General features: G+C 52.5%; 22 protein-coding genes. 11 read left to right on the forward strand and 11 right to left on the reverse strand.

The features are described 5' to 3' along the window. Positions 1-430 precede the first annotated feature (430 nt). The 3 genes from AC2FIO_RS18615 to AC2FIO_RS18625 all read right to left on the reverse strand — a co-directional run bounded on the left by AC2FIO_RS18615 (position 431) and on the right by AC2FIO_RS18625 (position 4,330). The gene (locus tag AC2FIO_RS18615) at positions 431-811 is read right to left on the reverse strand and encodes a rhodanese-like domain-containing protein (RefSeq protein WP_496699534.1); all 381 of its coding nucleotides are present in this window, start codon (positions 809-811) and stop codon (positions 431-433) included. Between the two features lie 207 nt (positions 812-1,018). After that, the gene (locus tag AC2FIO_RS18620; RefSeq protein WP_496699536.1) at positions 1,019-2,665 is read right to left on the reverse strand and encodes a hypothetical protein; all 1,647 of its coding nucleotides are present in this window, start codon (positions 2,663-2,665) and stop codon (positions 1,019-1,021) included. Positions 2,666-3,049: 384 nt separating this feature from the next. After that, a complete protein-coding gene (locus AC2FIO_RS18625; protein WP_496699539.1) occupies positions 3,050-4,330 on the reverse strand; it encodes a tetratricopeptide repeat protein in 1,281 nt (426 codons plus the stop codon). A gap of 266 nt (positions 4,331-4,596) precedes the next feature. Between AC2FIO_RS18625 and AC2FIO_RS18630 the strand changes: the two genes are divergently transcribed. The 3 genes from AC2FIO_RS18630 (at position 4,597) to AC2FIO_RS18640 (ending at position 6,949) form a co-directional block, all read left to right on the forward strand. Further along, positions 4,597-5,517 carry a sulfurtransferase gene (locus tag AC2FIO_RS18630; protein WP_496699541.1) on the forward strand — a complete coding sequence of 307 codons (921 nt, stop codon included), beginning with the start codon at positions 4,597-4,599 and terminating at the stop codon, positions 5,515-5,517. Positions 5,518-5,581: 64 nt separating this feature from the next. After that, the gene (locus tag AC2FIO_RS18635; protein WP_299641593.1) at positions 5,582-6,373 is read left to right on the forward strand and encodes a class I SAM-dependent methyltransferase; all 792 of its coding nucleotides are present in this window, start codon (positions 5,582-5,584) and stop codon (positions 6,371-6,373) included. A gap of 126 nt (positions 6,374-6,499) precedes the next feature. Next, complete coding sequence (locus tag AC2FIO_RS18640; protein ID WP_496699543.1) at positions 6,500-6,949, forward strand: MaoC family dehydratase; 450 nt, start codon at positions 6,500-6,502, stop codon at positions 6,947-6,949. 164 nt (positions 6,950-7,113) lie between these two features. Here AC2FIO_RS18640 and AC2FIO_RS18645 read toward each other — a convergent pair whose 3' ends face one another. The 3 genes from AC2FIO_RS18645 to AC2FIO_RS18655 form a co-directional block, all read right to left on the reverse strand. After that, positions 7,114-8,163, reverse strand: a complete 1,050-nt coding sequence (locus AC2FIO_RS18645) for a LysR family transcriptional regulator (protein ID WP_496699545.1) — start codon at positions 8,161-8,163, stop codon at positions 7,114-7,116. Positions 8,164-8,748: 585 nt separating this feature from the next. Further along, on the reverse strand, positions 8,749-9,534 hold the full coding sequence (locus AC2FIO_RS18650) for a hypothetical protein (protein ID WP_496686394.1): 786 nt from the start codon (positions 9,532-9,534) through the stop codon (positions 8,749-8,751). Positions 9,535-9,725: 191 nt separating this feature from the next. Beyond that, entirely contained in the window at positions 9,726-11,567 is a 1,842-nt protein-coding gene (locus tag AC2FIO_RS18655) for an adenylate/guanylate cyclase domain-containing protein (protein ID WP_496699547.1), read from the reverse strand. A gap of 212 nt (positions 11,568-11,779) precedes the next feature. Here AC2FIO_RS18655 and AC2FIO_RS18660 point away from each other — a divergent pair, with 212 nt between their 5' ends. Both AC2FIO_RS18660 and AC2FIO_RS18665 read left to right on the forward strand, forming a co-directional pair. Beyond that, complete coding sequence (locus AC2FIO_RS18660) at positions 11,780-12,634, forward strand: CE1 family esterase (RefSeq protein ID WP_282170817.1); 855 nt, start codon at positions 11,780-11,782, stop codon at positions 12,632-12,634. A gap of 251 nt (positions 12,635-12,885) precedes the next feature. Then, on the forward strand, positions 12,886-13,053 hold the full coding sequence (locus AC2FIO_RS18665; RefSeq protein ID WP_353390963.1) for an SAM-dependent methyltransferase: 168 nt from the start codon (positions 12,886-12,888) through the stop codon (positions 13,051-13,053). 12 nt (positions 13,054-13,065) lie between these two features. Here AC2FIO_RS18665 and AC2FIO_RS18670 read toward each other — a convergent pair whose 3' ends face one another. From AC2FIO_RS18670 to AC2FIO_RS18685, 4 genes are all read right to left on the reverse strand, one after another. Then, entirely contained in the window at positions 13,066-13,638 is a 573-nt protein-coding gene (locus AC2FIO_RS18670) for a carboxymuconolactone decarboxylase family protein (RefSeq protein ID WP_299637032.1), read from the reverse strand. Between the two features lie 187 nt (positions 13,639-13,825). Beyond that, a complete protein-coding gene (locus tag AC2FIO_RS18675) occupies positions 13,826-14,362 on the reverse strand; it encodes a hypothetical protein (protein WP_299637031.1) in 537 nt (178 codons plus the stop codon). After that, on the reverse strand, positions 14,346-15,074 hold the full coding sequence (locus AC2FIO_RS18680; RefSeq protein ID WP_496699551.1) for a hypothetical protein: 729 nt from the start codon (positions 15,072-15,074) through the stop codon (positions 14,346-14,348). The genes AC2FIO_RS18675 and AC2FIO_RS18680 overlap by 17 nt, the downstream gene beginning before the upstream one ends. 116 nt (positions 15,075-15,190) lie before the next feature. Next, entirely contained in the window at positions 15,191-15,706 is a 516-nt protein-coding gene (locus AC2FIO_RS18685; RefSeq protein WP_496699553.1) for a DUF805 domain-containing protein, read from the reverse strand. Between the two features lie 560 nt (positions 15,707-16,266). Here AC2FIO_RS18685 and AC2FIO_RS18690 point away from each other — a divergent pair. The 6 genes from AC2FIO_RS18690 to AC2FIO_RS18715 all read left to right on the forward strand — a co-directional run bounded on the left by AC2FIO_RS18690 (position 16,267) and on the right by AC2FIO_RS18715 (position 21,623). Next, a complete protein-coding gene (locus AC2FIO_RS18690; RefSeq protein ID WP_496684672.1) occupies positions 16,267-16,566 on the forward strand; it encodes a hypothetical protein in 300 nt (99 codons plus the stop codon). Positions 16,567-16,810: 244 nt separating this feature from the next. Beyond that, complete coding sequence (locus AC2FIO_RS18695; protein WP_496699555.1) at positions 16,811-17,230, forward strand: hypothetical protein; 420 nt, start codon at positions 16,811-16,813, stop codon at positions 17,228-17,230. A 55-nt stretch (positions 17,231-17,285) separates the two neighbouring features. Beyond that, on the forward strand, positions 17,286-17,900 hold the full coding sequence (locus AC2FIO_RS18700) for a hypothetical protein (RefSeq protein WP_281996018.1): 615 nt from the start codon (positions 17,286-17,288) through the stop codon (positions 17,898-17,900). A 400-nt stretch (positions 17,901-18,300) separates the two neighbouring features. Further along, a complete protein-coding gene (locus tag AC2FIO_RS18705) occupies positions 18,301-18,474 on the forward strand; it encodes a hypothetical protein (RefSeq protein WP_157054209.1) in 174 nt (57 codons plus the stop codon). Between the two features lie 784 nt (positions 18,475-19,258). Further along, the gene (locus tag AC2FIO_RS18710) at positions 19,259-20,692 is read left to right on the forward strand and encodes a hypothetical protein (protein ID WP_299637027.1); all 1,434 of its coding nucleotides are present in this window, start codon (positions 19,259-19,261) and stop codon (positions 20,690-20,692) included. Continuing rightward, the gene (locus AC2FIO_RS18715; RefSeq protein WP_299637026.1) at positions 20,682-21,623 is read left to right on the forward strand and encodes a metallophosphoesterase family protein; all 942 of its coding nucleotides are present in this window, start codon (positions 20,682-20,684) and stop codon (positions 21,621-21,623) included. The genes AC2FIO_RS18710 and AC2FIO_RS18715 overlap by 11 nt, the downstream gene beginning before the upstream one ends. Here the strand turns inward: AC2FIO_RS18715 and AC2FIO_RS18720 are convergent, their stop codons facing one another. Beyond that, positions 21,624-22,382, reverse strand: coding sequence for a DUF4956 domain-containing protein (locus AC2FIO_RS18720; RefSeq protein WP_299637025.1), 759 nt, complete (start codon positions 22,380-22,382; stop codon positions 21,624-21,626). It abuts the gene before it with no gap. Between the last annotated feature and the right edge of the window lie 83 nt (positions 22,383-22,465).

A 22,465-nucleotide genomic window follows, 5' to 3' on the forward strand; every position in this document is an offset into this window, starting at 1 on the left:
CGCTAGGAGCACTTGCGTTGCTCTGCACATCTGTCGGAGCGATATTCTGCCATCTAGTGTTCGATACTTGGAAGCAGAGTATACCGGCGACGATAACAGGGACACTTGCGGCTCTTGTTTTGAACGCTGGGTATTCAAAGCTTCTAAACATACTGTAACAACGGCCACCCGACCGATACCAGGAAATCCCAGGACAGCGATGGAACGTCCATAACGGACCTTTATTCTCGACTTTGCAAAGTCCGCTTTCTGCGCATCGCAGACCTTCGCGAGAATCCCAGGTTCCTTAGGGAGGCCCTTTGCGGGATTGAGCAATGCAAAGGGCCATAAAGCACAATCACAAGTCGTATCGAGACACAACTCTGGAAGTTGAGAAGTATCTATTTACTCCCCTGCTCTGTTTGCTCGAGACCGTTGGTTTCGCCGTTTTTTAAGGCTGCTTTGTGGAGGAGCCAGCTGCGATCAGAGCCGCCATCCCTCCATCGATGAACTGCACGTTTTGAAAACCCATCGCTGTCAATACATTTGCCGCTGCCGCTGCCGCGCCTCGGTAGCTCGGAGCTCCGCCACAAGTGGTGAAAATTCGCCTTCCACGATCCTGTAACTCTTGAGATCTATATTCACTTTCAAGGTCTGCCATCCAAGCGACGGCGCGACCAGGAGCCGGAATTGCTCTAGGGCTGATACCTGTAGCCGCCATTTCAGCGCTATCCCTCACGTCCACTACAAGTGCGTTGGGGTCTTCGATCAGTACTGCCAGCGCGTCAGTTGCTGAAATCGGATTTGCTTTGAATATTTCCTGAGCTTCCATTTGTGCGAATGTTAAGACCATATTGCCCCCCGACTGCAAATCCTGCGCTATGCTACCATGCGGCTGATTTACCGCAAATCGGCACCGAAGCGATGCTTGGCAGTCTTGTCGTCGTCCAGACTGTTGCCATCAACGAAGTTAAATAAGTCCCGGTCAACGGCAGAAGCGGGCCTCGCAAATACCCCGGCCATTGCTGTTGATCAGTGATTACTGGGCGGCCAAAGCCTTCTGTCTGCAATAACACGATGCCTTGATCGGCACCTCGGCGCGAGCAGTGGCCTTGTCCAGTTGTGGCTTAATGTGGGCGGCTTCGACCGTTTTACCGCGCTGGGTGAGACATTCGTGCAAGCCATGCAGGCTCCAGACGTTGCCCGGATGCTGACAGGCCCGGCTAAGCGTTGCATCCAGGCCAAGGTCTGCACGGTAAACAGCTTCGGCTTCCTCCATCTGGCCCTGCTCAAGAAGAAGAGCACCCAGCGCATGACGGGTGGGTTGCATCCAGCCCCAGGGCTCGTCGTATGGCAAGTTGTCGTCGATCTCGACTGACTTTCGCAGGTGGTCAAAGGCCGTTTCGTGCTCTCCTGCGTGATAGGCCAACTCACCCAGCATCATTTGCTCAGCGACCTTCAGAATGTCCCGGCATGTGTTGTTGAACAGCATTCGGGTCTCAGGAACTCTGGCCAGAGCATCATAGAACTTAGCTTTTTCACTCTCGGCTTCGGCGACCCTGTGTAGGTTGGCCAAGGCAACCGTCCTTGCATACCGCATCATGGCAATGGTCACGCTGTAAAGCTCTTCATCCTCTGGCAGATCCTGATCGAGAATATCCTGCCAGAGACCAAACCTGATCAGCACATGTTGCTTCATTGGAATGAAGCCTTCAAACCAGTCCGCCATAGGCCGAAGAGTGTCTGACGGCAAGGTGTCGATCAGCTCATCGGCGGCTTCGATTGCTGCCGATGGTTGCCCCAAGAACATCGCACCGTATATTTTAAAGTGATAGTTGTGGCACCGATAGACGGAATAGAAATTGTCAGGGCCTTCGCGCTTCAGAAACTTGCGATCTGCCAATATGGCTTTGTGATTGCGCAGTACCACGTTCATGTAGTCTCCGCACAACACGTCGATATGGGTCGGCATGTGCAACAAATGCCCGGCCTCGGGCACCAGCGTGCTGAGCACATCGCCGTGACGCAGTGCCCGTTCGGGGTGGGGCGACATTTCCATCAGGTGAATGTACATGTGCAATAGTCCTGCGTGCTCCCATGCTCCGGAAAGTGTATCGAACGCATTTTCGAGCACGGATATTGCCTCGAGCGTATCGGCCCCTTCGGCGGGCTTTCCGGTCGGCAAATCCCAAAGCTGCCAAGGTGTCCGGTTCATGAGCGACTCGGCCAGAATCGCAGACACGTCCAGGTCCTGATCGAATTCGGTGTGAACCTTTCGCATCGCATCAGCGAAGGCATCATTCCACGGGCTGAAATCCTCAATATCCGATGAAGATGGATAACGCGCTGGAATGGCATCGATTAGAGCGCGTTCAACATGCGTCAGCCGCTCCTTTAACGACGCAGCAGCCTCGATTGACGCTTTCGCCAAGGCGATACAGTCAGGCTTTTCGTCTTCTTCGAATGTTTCCCAGGGCTTGTTGTAGTTCGGCCCAATACAATACGCGATGCCCCAGTGCGCCATTGCGCAATTTGGATCCGCAGCTACAGCATTCTGAAAGCATACAATCGCTTCTTCGTGGTTGTAGGCGTAAGTCCAAGCCAAACCACGATCAAACCAAAGCTGGGCTTCGTCCGACGAGGTTGTGATCTTTCGGCTGTAGCTACCGAGATCATAGTATTCCATCACAATAACCCCCTAATTAGAGGTAGGAGGTTACCACAATGGGCTGTTTCTCGATACTGGCGACATCAAAGCCGACCCAAGGCATAGACCCGTCTTATATGAACTCCATTGATCGAAGCACTCTTCTTGGCGACTGATCAACTTGTCGGCCGCGTGAGTGACGCGCCGTCCAATCCCTCCACTGTAGCCCACCGACAAGACCACAAACACCGCTCGCACACACCTAAGACGGGCTTTTGAGAAAGCTGATGTCAGCAGTCAGATTGGTCTTTTCCGCCATCTAACACTTTTGGGGCTTGGTAGCGTCGTGCGACAGCTTCCGTTCTAAGTGGTGTTGAAAACGTGTAATTTGGGCTCATTGCGGGCGTCAAAAATTCAGGCACCCTATCCTTCTAGCGTGGCAACTGCATGGTCATGAGAGGTATGCGTTCGATGCATGTTGAGAATGCGTCGAGCTTCATTCGATTGTCCCGAAATTGCCAGCGCATGCGCCAATGAAAACTCAATTAAGTCGCGTTGCGCCCGGCTGCCGCCTAGGCGTTCGTGCTCAGACATGACACCTACAAATTTCTCAATCGCTTCATCCGCATTTCCATCCGCCAACGCACGGAATGCGCCTGCGACCGAAGCAACGGTGGGGCCTGCGGGGCCCTTTGCGCCGTCAATGGTTGTTTCCAGACGCTCTCTGTTTCCAGCCATCGCATGCGCAAGAGCAGCGTGAACATCCGCAAAAGCCAAGCCAGGTGAAGGAAAGAACTGAACAGCATAGTCGCTGAGTTGTTGCCAACGCTCCTGAGGAATTTGCTCACCAGCCAAAAAGGCGCGGTGAACAATTGCCACACTATCAGTCAGAACGTTCAGTGGTGGCGCAGGAGGTCGGTCGGGGGAAACATAATCATCGAACAGCTTCCACATACCCGCCACATCGCCGCTCTCAAGCGCCCACAGAGCAACGTGCCAACTGAGATGGCAGTGCAGATACGCCGTGAAGGGATAGTCTTGCCAGAACTCGCGCAGATAAGCGTAGCCAGCGTCCGTCTCCCCGTTCTCATAGTAGAGATGGGCCCTGACATGTGCACTGTGTGCGCTGTCTGGCCTCAACTCAAGCGCGCGCTCGATGTTTTCCGCGGCGGGGCCGATCTGTCCGGCCTCCATCTGGGCAAATGCATGCTGGCAGAGAAACCACCAGTCGTCGCCATAGTGTGGCTTTAACATGGTTGTGTACGCAAGCTGCTCCGCCTCGCGTCCAGCCTGACCTGAAAACCCAATCAGACCAAATACGCTGGTACATGTCTGAGCCAGCAAAATATCTCGCGGATGGTCTGCGACGTGATCTCGAATGCGCCTGTAGGCCTGCGGTGCACGCCCCTCAATGAGATCGTTGATAAGTTCGATCTGGGCGGCTTCGCGCGGGCTGACGCCTTGCGACAGTTCCTTTGCGGCGGCTAATTCTCGCTCTGCATCTTGTCCGCGGCCGACGGTAACAAGATAGCGCGCAAGGCCAACATGGGGCATGGCAAAACTATCATCTGCCTGCATTGCAGAACGGTAAGCTTCTTCGACATCATCAAAAGCACCCAGAAAACGGTCGATGCCTTCAACATAGGCGTCACGTGCAGTTTGTGATGTTGTCGTTAGCGGGCTTCCGTACCGATCTTCGAGCATCCAAACCTTCCACTATCTGTACCAAACCTGTCCGTCAGCGAGCTATATGAGCATGCCTAGCCATAAACGAGTCAAAGGAAATCGACGATACGAGGCACCATGATTTCAGCATCCGTTTCTTTCAGAAGTCTCATGAAATCAGCGAAATGCGGTTCAAACCATAGTTGCTTCATCAAATCCCGATTTCCTAAAATTGGACTCCGAAAGCAATTTTGGGGATTATTCCATACGGCCCGACCCGCGTCCGGTTAGAGGAGAACGTAGGTATGACAACCCAAACTCGCCCGCTTATTGATACGGCTTGGTTGGCAGATAACCTGACTGACCCGAAACTACGCATCATTGATGTTCGCTGGAAGTTTAGGGAGGAAAACGGCAAGGGCTTGGCCTATGACGATAGGAGCGAGTTCCAAGCCGAGCACATTCCCGGCGCCGTGTATGTTGGCATGTCGACAGAGCTTGCAGACAGCAATCAGAACGTTCCCGATATGATGCTCGGGCCAGAGGATTTTGGGAAAAAGATGCGCGAGTTGGGTGTTTCCAAAGACAGTCATGTCTTGGTCTACGATGATTCCGGGCTTCCGTTGGCTTCAGCGCGTCTTTGGTGGGCACTTTCGCACTATGGCCATAAAAACGTGCAGGTCTTGGACGGCGGCTTGCAGCAATGGAAACTCGAAGGTCGACCCACTGAAACTGGCGATCCATCCGTTGAGCCTGGCGACTTCGCTCCCAAGGTGCAGAGCAATTGGATTGCCAGCAAAACTGACGTTCTGGACGCGATAGGTATGCTTGAGGTCAGAGTTGTGGACTTTCTGCCAAACGACCTCTTCCGAGGCGACGGTGTTCACACATGGGGAGGTCGCTCGGGACATATCCCCGGTGCAGTTAACATACCGGCGATATCGAACATCGATCCGGATTTGGCACACACACCCATTGCTGAGCGGGCAGCGAAACTAAAGGAACGAGGCTCATTCAGGTTGGCGGATCGCCTCCGCCTCCTTCAGCACTATCAGGACAAGGGAATTCAAACCGACGACGAGGTTATCGCGTATTGCGGTCGCGGTATTGCCGCCTCTTGCGGTCTCCTTGCGCTTCGCCACATGGGGTTCGACAAGTCGCGCCTCTATGATGGTTCCTGGGCTGAGTGGAGCGCCGATGAGAACCTTCCGGTTGAAACCTCGTGAGACTACGATTTTGGGTCACTTTGGGTGATCCAATTATTGACGCGTTGCTAGGAGGATATTTTTGATGACGGACAATTTCCGGCTGACCAAAGAAGCTGCGCAGAAGTACAACAACCATAGTGTGCCTGCGATGTTCGGCCCATTGGCTGAAGCAACAATGCAGAAGGTTCAGCTTCGAAGCGGCACTTGTGTTATCGACATTGCATGCGGCACCGGGGCTTTGACGCGAGAGATTGCAAGGAAACTGACGGGCGAAGGCCGGGTTGTTGGCGTAGATCTGAACGAAACCATGATTGAGGTCGCGCAGTCCAATCAGCTGGATTGTCGTCATGTGCTCGAGTGGTATGCAGCAGATGTAACCGAGTTACCTTTCGGAGATGCTACGTTTGACTATGCCTTCATACAACAGGGGCTTCAGTTCTTCCCCGACAAATCCGCCGCGTTGAAAGAAGTTCATAGGATCTTGCGCAATGACGGTCAGCTGTTTTTGACATGTTGGCGCGCTGTGTCGCCCTTCAATGGAGCACTTGCAAAAGCTCTCGAACAGCATGTTGGAACAGATGCCGCAGTCAAGGCCAGAGCGCCTTTTTCGTTTCGAGATGGGGACCTCATTTCGAACTTGTTGGTCGATGCAGGCTTCAAGATAGCTCGTCACGAGCCATTGGTACTAGAGCGAAGATTTATTGACCTTCGTGCGCAAATCATGGCGCTGCCAATCGAAACTGATCTTAGGGATGCAGGTGATGACGTCACCAACAAGGTCGTGGAAGAGGTTGCAGACGCTTTGTCTAGATATGACAATGAAGGCGTATTGCACGTACCGCAAGAAGCGCACCTTTTTGTCGCCGCGGCATAGGTCAACGACCACTGGCTCAGTTCTCAATTACGATCTTTGCCATGGTCGAAAGACAATGCGGCATTAGTGGCTGCCGAGCGTGGCTCCGCGTTGACGGTTGAGTGTGCATCAAACTATACTTTTGCCATGGCCAGCGGAAAATACATCGACGATTTGTCGGTTGGCGAAACTTTCGAAACCGGTGGCGTTACGCTGACCGAGGGAGCGATTGTTGACTTCGCACTGGTTCATGACCCGCAGCCCTTCCACGTTAACAAAGTGGCTGCCGCAGAGTCGATTTTCGGCGGTCTCATCGCCAGTGGATTTCAGACAATTGCGCTTACTTTCAGGTTGTTCCGCGACACTGGTGTACTTACCGGCACCAATCTGGGTGGACATGGTATGGACGAGGTGCGGTGGCTGGCTCCGGTGTATTCCGGTGACACGATCAGCGTGCGAGTCACGGTTGAGGCAATTACACCATCACGTTCGAAGCCAGACCGGGGAACGGTCAAATTCCGATACCAGACATTTAACCAGAACGATGTTGAAGTTCTTAACCTGGTCATGCACCACGTGATGGCATATCGGAGTTAAGGCGGTTTGCAGCGACTTGGGCGCGGCGATCAATTCGACCTCACTTTGTCATCTTCAAGAGTATCCTTGGGCTCGCCACATAAGGCTTCTATTCGCAATTGCGGTCGTGGCGTACATGCAAACAAGTTTGTTCGCGTGTTCTCAATCCTTTTTTGCCTAAATAACTACTTATAGATTGCCGCATAGCGAGGTGCGAAGAACTTGACGAAGGCTTTAACCTCTGGCCGACGATAGGCTTCCGGCGAAATGAGCATTAGGTGCGGCACCGCAAGTTCGGGGATTTCGTCGAAACATCGGATAAAGGACATGTCTGTTTCAACCAGCTTGACATTGCTGATCCCAAGGCCTTGCCCTGACCTGATCGCCGCATGCATTAGCTCCAGTTCAGTGAAAGACATGACGATCTGTTCTGGTGCCACGTGATTGGTCAACCATTCGTGGAAAACATTCGGAACATCGTCCCGCTGAAAGGTAACAAACTGATGCCCGGCCAGATCATTTGTTGACCCCGGCAGGCCAAATTTGTCCGCGTAGTTTTTGCTGCCGAACAAAGACCAGCGTGCCGTGCTAATCTTCCGGCAGATCAGGTCAGGATCAGGATCGGTTCTCGCAAGGCGCAACGCAATGTCGGCCTCGCCTGCCATCAGGTCCAGCGCCCGAACGCTGGACAAAAACTCGAATGCGACATCCTGATTGTCGGCGGAAAACTCGTTTACGATTTCAATCATGCGTGCGGAGAAGTTTGCTGAGTAAGCGGTGATACGGATGGGTTGTGTCGACGTCAATTCTTTCGCGCAATCGGCAAATTCAAGGACTGAATTCTCGATTGCTTCGGCGAGGGGAACGAGGCGGAGGGCTTCTGGGGTCGGTTTGAACCCATGCGTACCGCGCTCAAAAAGCGTCAAGCCTGTTTCTCTTTCGAGAACATCAATGCGCCGGGCAACCGTTGGTTGGGAGACCTTTAGCTTTCTGGAGGCCGCAAGCGTCGACCCTTCTCTGAAGACAGAGAGGAACACACGAATATCCGACCAATTTCGGAACCCGTTCATCATTTTTGTAGAACAGCACAATTTTGTGCCGGATACCAGAAAAACGGGTGAACAGTTACTCTTGTTGCGACAGCGCACGTAACTCGGAAAGGACCATGAGATGGCTTCCCATACAATGTCACCTAGCATCTGGACCGTATTTGATGGACTGTTCGGTTGGGACAAAAGAGCCTTTCCCGAAACCCGGAAGCCGCGGCCTACAGCCAACGATCTTCACGCGGAACGCGGCTATATTAATGACGTGATCTGGAGTAATCCCGATGCGTTTTCGAGTGAACTGGACGTGCAGAACATGATGAGTCTGTATCCCGGAAGGTTCTGACGACACTTGTTGACAATCGGCCGAGTAAGGCGATTAGATCACGCCAAATACAGCTGCAAGCTGGAAGTGACAGCAACGCACCTGTGTTGCAGCCATTGAGTAAGTACCAACACGAGACCTTCTCGTGCAACCTGGCGCCTTGTTTGACGATATTGAAGTGAGCCACCTGCTGGCAAAGGTCACTCACCTCACCTCCGCATGTTCGTCGTTTGGTGAAAGGCAATTTCCTTTGATCCGTTCTCGTAAATTTGCAAAGGCCGCTTTCTGCGCCTCACTTTCATTCGAGCAGCACGCAGCATCCAAACACTCCATCTTTGCTCTCAAAGTGAAATGTTGCGTCGATCAATTGAGACCGCCACCTAAACCGAACCTTCGCAACCAAGCTTTGCAATTTCCGAAATGCTAACCGAACAGACCTTTGTCCGAGACTACACCCGATACCAGTTTTCAACTTCTCGGGCGGCTTCTTCGGCTGTAAAAGTAGTCTCTACCTCTGCGATTGCGTACTTTACTTCGTCTGAGCTAGCACTGAGTTCTAAGGCGTCCGCATCCAGATCATGGGCTGACCCTGCATTTGAATAGATCGTATCGACCCCAATTCTGATGGCGTGTCGGAGTTGCAGCAGGTGCTCAAAAAACCGCACATAAATCATCTCCTCGTACGGAGAATGAATATCCGCTTCAGAGATCAAGCCCAATTCTGCGGCCTTGGCACACGTCAAACGCCAAGCCAGTTCCATTGTGGATGGTGGCGCGTCCCTGGCCTCTTCAGGATGTCCGGGGTTCGCAAACGTAGATCTTCGAATAGCTTCGAGATTGGCACGTAAGCCCTTTGTGGGAACCGGATAGATGAATTTGGTTTCCTCGGAAGCTAAGGCAGGCTCAATCTGATCCGGCTGCGTCTGGATGAACTCTGAAAACCTGTTTCCGATGATAGGGACTTCGCCCACAATCATGTCTGTGGGATCGGAATTCTCCGCCTGCCATCGCGCTAAGGTTCTCCGGCCCCACAATCCGGCGGCCCTTCGGATCAACGGATGAGTTCCATCCGAAACATCTGGATACTTTGTTAGTATGTCTTCGGTCTGAAACGCCGCGAGCCCCTTATCCCAACGCATGATATGCACGCGACGTCCCAAGGAGATCGCAATGGATATTTGCTGGCGCAATAGGAATGACTTTCCAGATGCCGGCAATCCAGTGAAGAAAACCATGCGGCAACGACGTGCAGCGTCCGCTAGGTGTCTTCCAATTTCTGCGTCCGCAAAACTGTCCTTAGAAATTACGAATCTCCTCATTCGGTGTCGGCAACAGCGTTAGGTAGCAAACGCAACTTGGTTCCAGAGCCGCTACAAACATTCTACGCCCGCCATTCTGAAAGCGATGTTTGCAAGCAATCGCGGCGTTAGTTCTCTGAAACTTCAATACCGGCAATGCGAAGCCCATCCATTATCTTTTCGATCAGCTCCGTTGGCATTCCACGTGCTCGATACGGTGAGCGTGGATCGTCAAGAAACTCCGGGTGTTCGTTTTGCAAGCGTTGCGCCATCTCTTGCGCCTTTTGTTGCTCGCCGTCCAAAGCATAGCTTGCAGTCAGGCTTGCCATCGACATGGTGGATTTCGGCGTACCCCAGCTCAAGATGACTTTTTGTGCCTCATTATAATTGCCTTGCAAGATCGCGTGCAGCACCCAAGCGTTATTGTAGCCAGGATGAAGTTTGGGGTTGAGGTCTTTTGCGCGGGAAATCCACTCTTTACCTTTTTCAAACTCGCCGGAGTAAGCAAGAAAGATACCCAGATCCGCGAGGATCCAGGAATCATTGGGACTAAGCTCCGTGGCGTTCTTTGCGTGTTCAAAGAAGACCGCCTTGTCTTCTCCCGTCATTCTGCTGAGGATTGCCAGGGCGTAGTGCGCATCCGCATTGTCCGGGTCTTCCTCAAGTGCACGTGTGGCGGCGTCTCGGGCCTTATTTGCCCAATCCGGATCGGTGTCGAATGATCGTTTCTTAGACTCGAGATAGTTAAAGGCCAATCGCGACCAAGCAAGAGAGTAACCAGGTTCTTCCTTCACGGTTCGCAATAGACAGTCCCGAGCCTTGCGATGCGCTTCAATGCTGAAACTTTGATAAAACCAGAATCCCAACAGATAACATTCATAGGCTTTCAGGTTTTCCGGTGCCTTGTCGCGGATAGCCTGCTGTACAGAAGTGTTGAACAACGGGGCATCGCTTGAACCGATTTGCGAGGCGATCTTTCTTGCAATCTCAACCTGGATATTCATGACATTTGCGATGCTGAGGTCCATATCAAAGGGGCCCGGCGGTGTGAGTAGACGGCAAGTCCTTGCATTGATGAATGTAGTTGTCACCCGCAATTTCGAGTCAGACCGTTGGGCCGTGCCGCCAAGTATGTAATCGGCCGCTAGCGCATCCCTGATCGCTTCGCAATCTTTGTTACTGCTGAAGTCGGCTCCAGCTTCGGGAGCTATAACAAACAGGTTAGAGAACTTCGCCAACAAAGCGTTAAGATCACGCGTCAAACCTTCAGCAAAATACTCGTCTTCCTTGTTTTCCCCGATTGTTTCAAAAGGTGTAATGACAATCCGCGCACCTGACGGAAGGTCGCGCGGATCATCTCTTCCAAATACAAAAAAAGCTGAAATCGCGGTAGCTGTGGCGACAACAGCCGTCGCGGCAGTCCATCGGATCGTTGCGCTGCGCTTGGGTTTGACCGCAAGTTCCGGAGGCCAGGTCCAAACCTCGACCTTATTGGCGATATTCTTCAATTCATGGGCGCCAGCATGCGCAAATTCCGCGTCCACCTTTCCCGAAAGTTGATCGGCAACTGCTTTGGAAACACAAAGGCCTCCGGGCGGTGCGATTGCTTCCAACCGAGCCGCAATGTTGACGCCGTCTCCCAGCAGGTTATCGCCATCTGCCACGACATCACCGAGATGTATTCCGATACGAAGGTTCATGCGCCCTTTTTCCGGCAGATCGAGGTTCCGGACTTTCAGCTCTCTTTGAATTTCCAATGCACAGCGGGACGCGTCCGTTGCACTTGTGAATTCAGCGATGACGCTGTCACCCGCGCTGCCGAACACGCGACCACCAGAGTTTGAGATGAGGCCATCAATGAGTATTCGGTAGCCCTTTAGCGCTGTAATGGTGCCCTCTTCATCACGCCCGATCAGGCGTGAGAATCCCACAAAATCCGCAGCCATAATGGCAGTTAGACGGCGTTCCATAAGTCCCCCCGTACCACTTTAATGAAAGTTACCTGGGTTCTCGAACAAAATCTAAGTTCTTTCCCAAGCTCATAACTACTCATTTGGATAGAGATAGATCGGCCAACTTTGCCTAGACTTCAGATGGTTCACAAACGCTTGGCCGCTGCCTTCGGAGATGCGCAACGCTGTGCTATGATCTTCTGTGACCTAACCACAGAGGTACACTTTTGATGCGACCCGAAACGCGCAATCGCATTTTGACGCTCGGTATTGCCATTGCTGTTATTGCTGCGAAGCCGAACGCTGCCCTCGCTTCTGATGGAGAGTGTGGTGCGCCAGATGCACCGTGCACACTGGAAGGCGGTGAATACTACGTGGCCCTGCCAGAGGCTCCGGATGAACGACCTACCGTCATTTGGTTGCACGGTTATGGACGGTCTGGAAAGGCGATGATCCAGAATTCCGCCTATGTTGACCCTTTCATCCGGCGTGGCTACGCGGTGATTATGCCGAGCGGGCAGCCCAGTATTAATGACAAAGACCTCGATTGGGGTGTGGCTGACGGATATGACCTGGCGCGCGATGATGTAGCCTTTATCGACGCCGTACGCGCCGACGCGGTGGAGCGCTTCGGAATTGACCCGTCGCGAATACTGATCGCAGGCTTCTCCCGCGGCGGCTCGATGGTCTGGGACATTGCGTGCCAAGCGCCAGAGATGGCAAGAGGTTTTGCCGCTGCGGCTGGGGCGTTCTGGGAGCCTATGACCACTGAGTGCGATGCGCCAGTTCACCTGTTTCACGTACACGGCTTCAAAGACAGAATGGTGCCGTTCGAAGGCCGAGAGCTGACATGGGAGGGTGTCGATTTTCACCAGGGTAATGTCATGAAGGGCTTGGACGTCTGGCGCCGAGAAAACGCCTGCTTAGGTAGCGCGGAAAACAGCTTTGGCGACGATGGTTCGATGCAGAAGGATTGGATGGACTGTGAGGCCGGCTCGATTCGGTTGAAGGTCACCAAAGGCGGACACGGCGTTCCGGAGGGCTGGCGGGACGCGGTGCTAGACTGGTTCGAAGCTCTACCTTGAGCACTCGAGTGCCTGCCGACCCTCCGCGAGTTTTGATCTGATGGGCATTCAGTAGCATTCAACATGATTGGTAAAAGGGGTTGAGAATGAGAGAGCAAGTTTCCGACTACTATGGTCCCAGCCGCAGGCTGATCGACCAGATAGCTGATAGCCTGAAGGCCGCGAGCATTGACCCGAAGAAACTACGCGCCGCGGATTTCTAACCAATCAATGAGTACCATTTCCGAGGCAGACAGACGACTTTACAGTTATTGGAGAAACTGAAGTTAACGACAGGCGCGAATGTACTTGATATTGGTAGTGGCTTGGGTGGGGTCACCAAAACAATTGCAGAAGAAGCAAGCGCTAAGGTTAGAGGCATTGATCTGACGCAAGAGTTTTGCGACGCAGCCAAAACCATTTCCGATTGGAAACGTTAGAACAACATCAATTCAAGGGATGTCGAGGCCGTTCTCTCGTCCGAAATCGGTATAGAAGCTGTCACTGCGGCATCGGTTTAAAGTGGCTTCGTCCGCTTCTCTTGGGTCGGTGCCAGGGCTTTGGACACCTGTTCCTTCTATGAAGCGATTCACGAGATTAAAGACACCGCAAACTTGGATAGCATCGAACAGCGCACTCTCCGACCAGCCTGCCGCGTAGACTGCTTTTGCGTCGGCTTCCGTCATTCGGGATGGTGAGACGGTGAGCTTTTCAATGTATGCCAGTAACGGTTTAAGTTGGTCTTCGACGGGTGCTGTATCGCGGTCTTCCATCAGTGCCTCGATTGTCTCGACCTCAATGCCGTAGGCTTTGGCGAAAACGATGTGCGCCCCATGGCAATACGCACAAGCATTCAAGCCAGAGACATAAGCTGCGATTAGTTCACGCTCAGCAACCGAGAGGTCGCTCTCGCCCCTCATAACCAGGCTTTCGTACGCGCAAAGCGGCGAAAGTTTGTCTGGAAAGGCTTGATAGACACTTCCAAGCGTCGCGTTCTCAGGCAGAGATGGAAACAGGCGTTTCATTCAATTCTCTTTCAGTCTTGCTTTGGATAGCTTTGTCTCAAAGTGAGGAACCTAACGTTGCATACGCAACCTTAAAGCAATTCTAGGATCCGCACAGAGCTTCTGTTGGAATACATCCGAAGGTAAGTTTGCCTAACAACACCCCAACGTGATCGTAGTTTGGCTATCTGCGGTGCCCAATTGCAGTTTACTCCCAATCGCCAGCAGACGAGCGCCACGTCTTAGCTTCCGCATCCCAAACACTGGCTGTTGTGCAAGGCGTCGGGTTTATTCCGTCACAATTGGTTCCGTGGACGTCAGCAAGGACAATGCGTTGACGCCCGAAGTCAACGACCGTCCAGCCCTGGTTGAGCAAGGAGTGAACCTCCTCTTCAATCAAGAAGTGCGACATGCATCCGCCAGTGCCGCAGTAAAGAGAAGCGGCGCTTGAACACGCAAAACCAGACTCATTCAGAACCCAGTCGCGTTGTAGATCTCCGTCAAGATCCACCCTTTCAACCGCGCCCCAATCTAAGTCAAACTGACCGTTGTTGAACTCTGCGCAGGCCTGTGCCGCCAGATCAACCTTCGCCCGCAAACCGGTTGGAAGTTGCGAACCGTCAGCCGCGAAAGCTGGTGAGGTCCAAACTAGACCCGAACCCAGCACAATCGAGGAAACCAAACATTTAAACTGGCTTACCAATTGGGAAATCGGTTGGAGGGGGGCATCAATTGCATTGATCATACCTATAGTCCCCGTATTCCAGCCAGTTTGCCGAGCCTTCGCTAAAAATCAGAAATTCGGACCTGTCTTCCCCAAGCAGGGCAACGACAAATCCGGTCGGCGGCTCAGAGTTTCCGAAGTAGCTGTAGGCCGTCATGGCTCTGATCGACTCGCCGTTAACCGTTACTCGCGCGTCCCACTCTCCCTCCGGGTTGTCCAAAATTACAGGTTCGATCACGCGCTTTATCGCCCCGCCACCACAATAGATGATGCCTTCGGGTGCTTCGTAGGAGGCCCCCTGGCTAGTATCTGAATCGCAGGCGGAACGAAGGGACCGAATTGCCGCGCCGGAACCCTTCAAGTCAAAGATTCCATAGCTGATATCTTGATCAACCATCGACAGGTTTACCGATGCATTGGCCGCAAGCTGGTCTAGTACAAAACCATAGTCCTGCTGGCTATTGAAACTGATCTCGACGGGATAATTGTCAACGATCTGCAAAGCAGCGTTTTCAGCGCGAACCTGAAATGCGCCAACCTCGGTGTTGCCGTTTTTCAAAAAACGAATTGAAAGCCCCTGCTTCTCCACAATGTCCTGGCTGTCCTCGTATCCAGCCGGAGCAAAGCGGATACGGTTACACTGAAGCTCCAGCGTCATGTTTCCGGTTTGATTAAATGCATTGGGATTAGGCCCGGAGTTGAACGACCACTCCGCTGATGCTGTGGTCGCCATAGCCATCAATAGCATTCCAATGGAAATCGTTTTGAAACTCATTTTCTATCTCCATGGTGTTGCAGTTCGCACTGTCATTCAGCCAGAGATTCCGGCCCGTTGTCCTGGCGCCTAGGTCAAGAAATAGGTGCGCCGTATTCGTTCGCGCCTTCTTGGGAAGGTCGTGTTAGCCACCAGATCATCAGGATGGACAGAACCAATTGAAGAATTGAGACAACAACAATACCGGTCACGCCCAAGACTGCCGCAGGTCCTCGCAACGCATCGGGGTTTTCGGTCCCTTGCTCCAATACCGAAAAGAACGCCACCCCACCCAGCATAACAAAAAGCGTTGTAATGCTGAGCGCCATCGGCAGCAGCAAATACCAGCCAGGTCGCCCTGTATCATGCAACCTCCGCCAACCTGCTGCGAGCATAGGTATGAGAACGGCCAGTTGAAAAACAGAGGACATGACGCGAGATCCTTGCCCAGTTTCTGGGTTGGTCCCGAATATGATTGTATCCAACACAGCCAAAGCAGCACTCACGAGAACCACAAACAAGAAGAACCACCAGTATTCTGAGCGTATCGCCCGACCGGAGAACTGGAAGTATTTCGAGAAACACGTCTTAACGGCTTCACCAAATCCCATCTTTCAATCCCTTCATTGTTTCTGTGCGGCCTCAAATCGCTTCGCCGCTCAGGGGAACACACTCGCAGCTCCCACTTACTTTTTTGTTTGAAAGCAGAAGCCAGTCGTACGAGAGCGTAAAGAAGTTTACGCGCGGAAAAAATGTTGATTTTTTAAAAATTAGATTCAAACATGCGAATTCGACACAGCTATATTTTACCTCCGTTGTTGTCGCTGTCGCCCGATGTGTCGGGCCCTTCCGACTGCTAGAGTGAGTGCTGGCGGTCGGAAGGCACTTTACAATGATTGAGCCTTGGGAGGACGCGATGCTTAGACTCAACGAACTAGCCCTCCCTCCAGAGTTCGCTCTAGCTTTTTGCAGTGACGCCATTCTGCCATCACGCGTTGTTGGCGGTCTCGGTAGTCAACGAAAAATCGTTCCGCCGACCAAGCCCTCCGCGGCAAGTTTTGGGTAAGACAGTCACAGGAACGAGGTATGTTCTATTGGCTGCACAGACGCGAGAGCTTCAAACAAGCGCATCCAATTTTACTAATTTCAAGGGAACCAAAGGGAGAAGAAAATGTCTAACAAGATGGTGATGATTGCAGGCGCGATATGTTTCGCACTGCTTGCGGCCTGCGACGACACGAGTACATCAAGCGCGTCCGCCGAGCTCACACCGGCTCAGCAAGCATGTTTGCGAGATGTAGCCAACACGACGAACAATTCGCAAGTCGTGGTGCTCTCATCCGCGTTTAGCGAGGCGGGAACACAGGTCACTGTAGGCGTTGGCGAAGATCGTGCTCCTTGGAATTGTATTGCTTACAGTGATGGCGCGACAGCTGGCATCGAGTTCCTGGGAGACGAAGGCGCATTGTGACCTGTTTGGTGCGTAGCTGAATACGGCTGCGCAGCACTGGCTCACCCTTTGGAAAGCTCGACTTGGCTTGTAGAATAACCACTATTTTATTCGCGATCCTTTACCTGTTAGCGTTGGTTGCGTTCTTAACGGGTACATTTGGTTGGCTGGGGCAAGAAAGAGACCCTTTGTCCGGGGTGTTCCTTTTGCCGTTGGGACTACCTTGGATACTTGTAGCGGACTTGGTTTTTGAGTCGGCCAAACCATGGTTCGCGGCGATTGCTCCGGTGCTCAACCTGTTAGCGCTGGTCTTGATTTGCAGATGGGCACGCAGATTGCGCCTGTAGTGGTGGCTGAACTCTTTCTCACCAAAAGGGAGGAAAACATGGGAAAAGTGATCTTGGGTATCGTGATCGGGCTCGCCCTCGGCGTGGTTGGGGCGATGACCATGGGTGGCGGTGCCGCGATAGGTGTCGGCGTTGCGACTGGCTTGTCCGCCGGTGTCTGCACCACATTGAAAGGAGCACAAGCCGAGAACCTGATCACCGCCGAGCAAGCGGATCAGATCCTCAATCGCGTTAATTCCGAGATGGCGTCACTGCAAGGAATTGAAACGACAGGCGAGATCGTCGGCAGCGCACAGGCATGCGACGAGTTTCTGTCAAAGTTACGAGTAACTAAGTGAGGTTCCGCTTTGTAGGGAACAAAACTCTAAGGATTAGCCAGCAAGGGACCATCTGATGAAATTCGCTGTACTTAAATTCCTCGCACCGATGTTCGCAATCGCAGGCACGGCTTCGTTTGCAATGTCTGAAGCAGACGACGCGTGTATCGACCACTTGCGGCAGGTTGGTGGACCAGACGGTCAATCCGGAACGATTGAAAGCTCAGAGTTCTCAGAGGCGGGTACGCTCGTCATGCTGCGAGACGCAGGTGGAACACTTTGGCGCTGCATCGCGTACAAGGATGGAAACATCGGCGAGATGGCGGTTGTCGAGGCGATGGATGATGGCGGTGGAGCAGTGGCAGGCGCGGCCGGTTCTACCGGTAGCCAACGTGTCAAATTCGATGGTGGTTCCACCGGCGCCGAACTCGTTGGTGAACTCGCGCCCGGAGCGTCACAGCAATATGTTCTCGGTGCCAAAAGCGAACAGTTCCTTTACGTTCGCGTTGCTCCGCGAAATGGCTCCTTGGACTACGTTATTCGCAACCCCGATGGTTCTGAACTGTTGGGATTGATGTCGGCGGACAAGGAGTATCGAGGACAGCTTTGGCAATCTGGTGATCATGTTGTGGAGGTTATCAATCGCAGCAACTCTTCCGTCGACTACAACGTCATTTTCGGAATTGAATAGGTGATCAATCAGAAACCCTGGAACGCAAGTATAAAAAGAGAGGGAAAAACAGATGAAACCCAAGGTCCTATTGGTGATCGGCACGGCGTGTACTACTGCGCTTGCAGCATGCGACGACAGTGGCGGATCAGTGGATGCAAGTGCACCAACTGTGGGCAGCTCTAGCGATCTTTCGTCATTTGAAGGGGCAAGAGCGGGCCAAGCTGAAATGGGTATTCAAAGTCTCGGGTTTGAACTCATCCGAAGCGAGGGGCTAACCTCGTACTGGTTTAACAAGGATACCGGTGCATGCGCTCGGATCACGACCTCCGAGGGAAGGTACTCAGATGTAGCTATGCTGCCATCAGGTGACTGCTGACAGACTTCCATCAATCCCAAATCTGAAAGAAGGTGTTCAAACTTGCAATTCGACCTGGCACACGCGGCGGTCATCGTTGTCGCCTTAATCATCACTAACCTGGCATTGAAATCCGCTGGCGTGATCAATGAAGAAAACAAGCACCAATGGAACTGGAAAGTTGTTCTAGCTTACTTCGTAGTCGTCGTTATCATCAATCTGGTGTGGCCCATTTAATGTTTCACAGCGGAAAGCTAACTGCCCACTTGATATGGTTGTCGTGAACTAGCCTTTCCGAGAAACTATCAGGTCGCAAGAGTTTGAGCATCAAAGGTTCAAGTATAGAAAGGAGATGGCATGCGGTTTTTGGCGTCCCTCATATTCATTGGTGTTCTCGCAACCACTGCGAATTCTGACGTGACCAGTCGAAATGGCGGTCCAAGCAACAGTCAAATGCTGTCAAAGGGTGGTGACGGAGGCGTTGATGGTGTCGCTTTCTTTCGCCCAGTCTTAAGCGGAGTGTTGTATCGATCCGGTTTCAAGGGTGGCGACAAGGATCGAACTGGCCTAAGTGAGGGTCAACGCGAAACTCTGTGCGGTGAAGGGTTTTCAACCGGGTTTTATGCCGACTTTGGCAAAAACACTGAATACGGTCGCACCAGTTGTGGAAACGGATCCTTTGACTATCAAAGTGCCAGATCCTCCCGACCCAGTGCTGTCATGGCTTCCATACACGAGGTGATTCAAAACCCTGGAAAAGGCCCTGTCCTGGTGCACTGCATGTGGGGTGTTCATTCCTCGGGGGCATTGTCGGCAATGGCGCTCGTTCAGTTTTGCGGTTGGACGGAAGAAAGGGCCAAGGAATATTGGAATGATGCCCGAAACGGGGCCCCTTGTTCAGGCGGGTGCGACCAGTGGATTGACTCAAAATTCTCCAACTTCAGCGTTGACCCCAAGTTGAAAATCTCCACCGAACAACAGGCAGCGATTTGCCCTAAATGATACCGGGAGGACTATCCAAATGAAGTTCAATCTTCTGGGGTCACTTGCTCTCATTGCACCCACTGCCTTGTGGGCGAGCGACGATGTTCTAGGTGAAGCCACGACATTTGATAGTCCCAACGGCATTACTGAACGCTGCATTCGGATCGAAAAAGTTCCAACGGGCGAGTACAAGAACAGCGATCTTGAAGAAGAAACTGCCTATTGCGAGATCGATTTTTATGCCTCCGAAATTGCGATTTGCCCAAAAACTTGGAGCACCAGCCCAGGAATGGCCGTCTACGATATTTCGGAAGGACCCTACACGGGGAACCGTTCCGAATTCGAGAGAAACGCTTGCAAAGAGGGGAAGGCAGCAAAAGATCTGGCCAAGGACAGGGTGGCTAAGTTCAAGTCCACCATGAACCAAAAGGGCACCAGTGGAACGTTTTCAACCTCGTCGCTGCTTTACTATCATTTCTCCAGATATTTCGACACGACTGTCAAAGTTCCAGTCGCCGTTTGGCGTAGCATGGACGCCCAGGCGCATTTTTCCGAGGTCGCAGAGCCTGGCCTTGCGATTTCTGGCGGCTCTCATGGCGGGCGCATGAACCATGAAGGCTGGCGGGTCTTCGCAGCTGCGGATGCCGACCCGAACTCATACCAACCGACAGATGATCTGTTCACATCGGATCGAACGCAAATATACGGTGTGCTGCTTGATAGCCCTGGGCATCGATACGGCTCGGAAATCAACGGCACCCGTAAATCTGGTTGGGGGAAAGGTCAGAACCGCGATTTTCAGGAAACGCCCGCTTTCTTAGCTTTGCGGTCTTCAAAACCATTGTCAGAGGCAATCGCAGAGGGCGTCAGAGAAGGTCGAAGAGACCGGATGATCAACAAGGATCTCGGCCCCGATGTCAGCGACCAACAGATGGCATTTTGGATGCAAGAACTTACCGAGATTGTTCTCCTAGATTTCATCTTTAGCCAGCAGGACCGCGTAGGAAACATAGACTTCACACCCTATTGGTATTGGGTCGAAGACGGAGACCTGAAGCATAGGAAGGCCAAGCACCATCAGCCAAACGATGGAGACGTTCCCGCCGACGCATTATTGATCCGTCGCAGCAATCTAAACGACAACGATGCTGGTGGGCGTATCGAGTATGCCAACTTCGCAAAATCTACTCAAATGCTAGAGAAAATGCGGCATTTCTCTCCAAGCACATACCGACGCTTGGTTGCTTTGAATAATGATCTTCAATCTCAAGGTCCCGCCTACGGCTGGTTGTCGCAGAGCCTTGGATTGTCAGATAAGCAAATTTCACAAGTTATAATTAACACCGCGCTTGCAACATCCATCCTCCAGGACAATTGTTCTAATGGTGATTTGATGTTCGACTTGGATCCTGTCGCTTTCTTTGTGAGAAACGACACCGTAGTGGAGGCCGTGAACTGTAGTGACCCGTAAGCTTTCTATGCTTTTTGCGGCGTTCATTTGGACCGCTCTGCTCACCTGCAAAGCGGCGGCATTGGATGTAATCGTCATATCGGATCTGAACGGAAGCTATGGTTCGGCAAGATACGATGCCCGCGTCGACAAAGCGATTGAGCGCATAATCGAGATTGATCCCGATTTGGTGATTTCGACCGGAGATATGGTTGCGGGACAGCGCATCCCCAACTTATCCGACAAACAGGTCAGGGAGATGTGGAAGGCGTTTCACGAGGCCGTATCAGATCCTTTAGAGGCTGCCGGCATTCCATTTGCGGTCACGCCTGGGAACCATGATGCCTCCGCCTACCGTGGGTTCGAGCGTGAAAGAAAAATATACGCAGAGGAATGGGCACCAAGAAAACCAGACGTCGACTTCCTGGTTTCGGATGACTACCCGTTCTTCTACGCGTTTGAGATGCAGGGCGTAACGTTTGCATCTTTGGATGCTACGACCTTAGGGCCGCTATCCGGTGATCAACAGGACCGACTTGTGGAACTGGGTGCAAATGGAAATCCGGTTGTCACTTTCAGTCACCTCCCACTTTGGCCCTTCGCGATCCAGCGCGAACGCGAAATCATCGGTGACCCAACACTTGAAAAAATCTATTTGGAAAGCGGTGTCGTTCTGCATCTGTCAGGCCACCATCATGCCTTCTATCCCGGTTGGAAAGACGGTGTAGCTTACGTCTCTCAAGCTTGTTTGGGAGGTGGCCCGCGACGGCTAATTGGCGATAACGCCAGATCGCCTCACAGCTTCACTCATGTTACGTTCCAGCCAAACGGAGAATTTGGGATAGCAGTATATCGAGGGCCTGATTTCGAAAGGTCAGTAAACTTCAAGTCGCTCCCGAAAGAGATCAGATCCCCGAATGCGGTGTTGAAACGCTTAGACCTTGTGAAATGACTAGAGGTTGAGTTTCAGCTCAACTTTATCAGGGACCAGATCGTTTATCATCTCTTCTATCCGGGCTTCTGAAAGCCCTCCCGAGGTGATGAAAAGCAATGAGACGCGAGACTTTCCGGGGACGTGGTGTTTTCTGACCAGCTTCCAGCCAGCGTCTGCGGCCATGGCTTCAATGTCCCCGCTGACTTTCAATGAGTGCTCTTCGTTTGAAGCCTTGAGCGAAATTTCCACGCCCTTGTTTCGCCCACCGAGCCAAATGAAACACCAACATACAACCGCCACCAGTGTGGCCATCAAGGGTAAGCCCAGCCCTACCGCCAGCCCAAGCACGGTGACTATAATCATTTCCACCGTGTCGACCGGGTCATCCATATTTGATCGGAACCTTAACAGAGCTCCTATTCCAAAAATCACGAACCCGATCATCGATCCGTGCTGTACGACCAGAAACCCAACCGCCATGCCGACAAGCGCATAAAGGAAGAACAGTCGCGGCATGACGATATCGCTGACACTTCTACGGGCTTTACGTCTCACCGGATGATAGACGATCAAGCCAGCCAGAAAGATCGTGACGATCACATCGAGAGTAAAGAAATACAGTTCCTGTTTGCCACGAAACTGCGTCCACCGGCGTTCGATGAGAATTCCCGATTCCGAAGCCCCGGCCAGCATCGTCGCAGGGTCGACTTGTGACACCGCAGCACCTGGCAACAGCAGCATCAACAACACGGTCACAAATGTGAGGGTCGTATTCAACTTGTCTTCCTTCCTGCTCACGCCAAAGGCTTACGCTTCACCAAAGGCACATCGTGCCCTATTCAATTCAATCGCAACAGGCG

The sequence above is a fragment of the Ruegeria sp. CDSB086 genome (genome assembly GCF_059611065.1).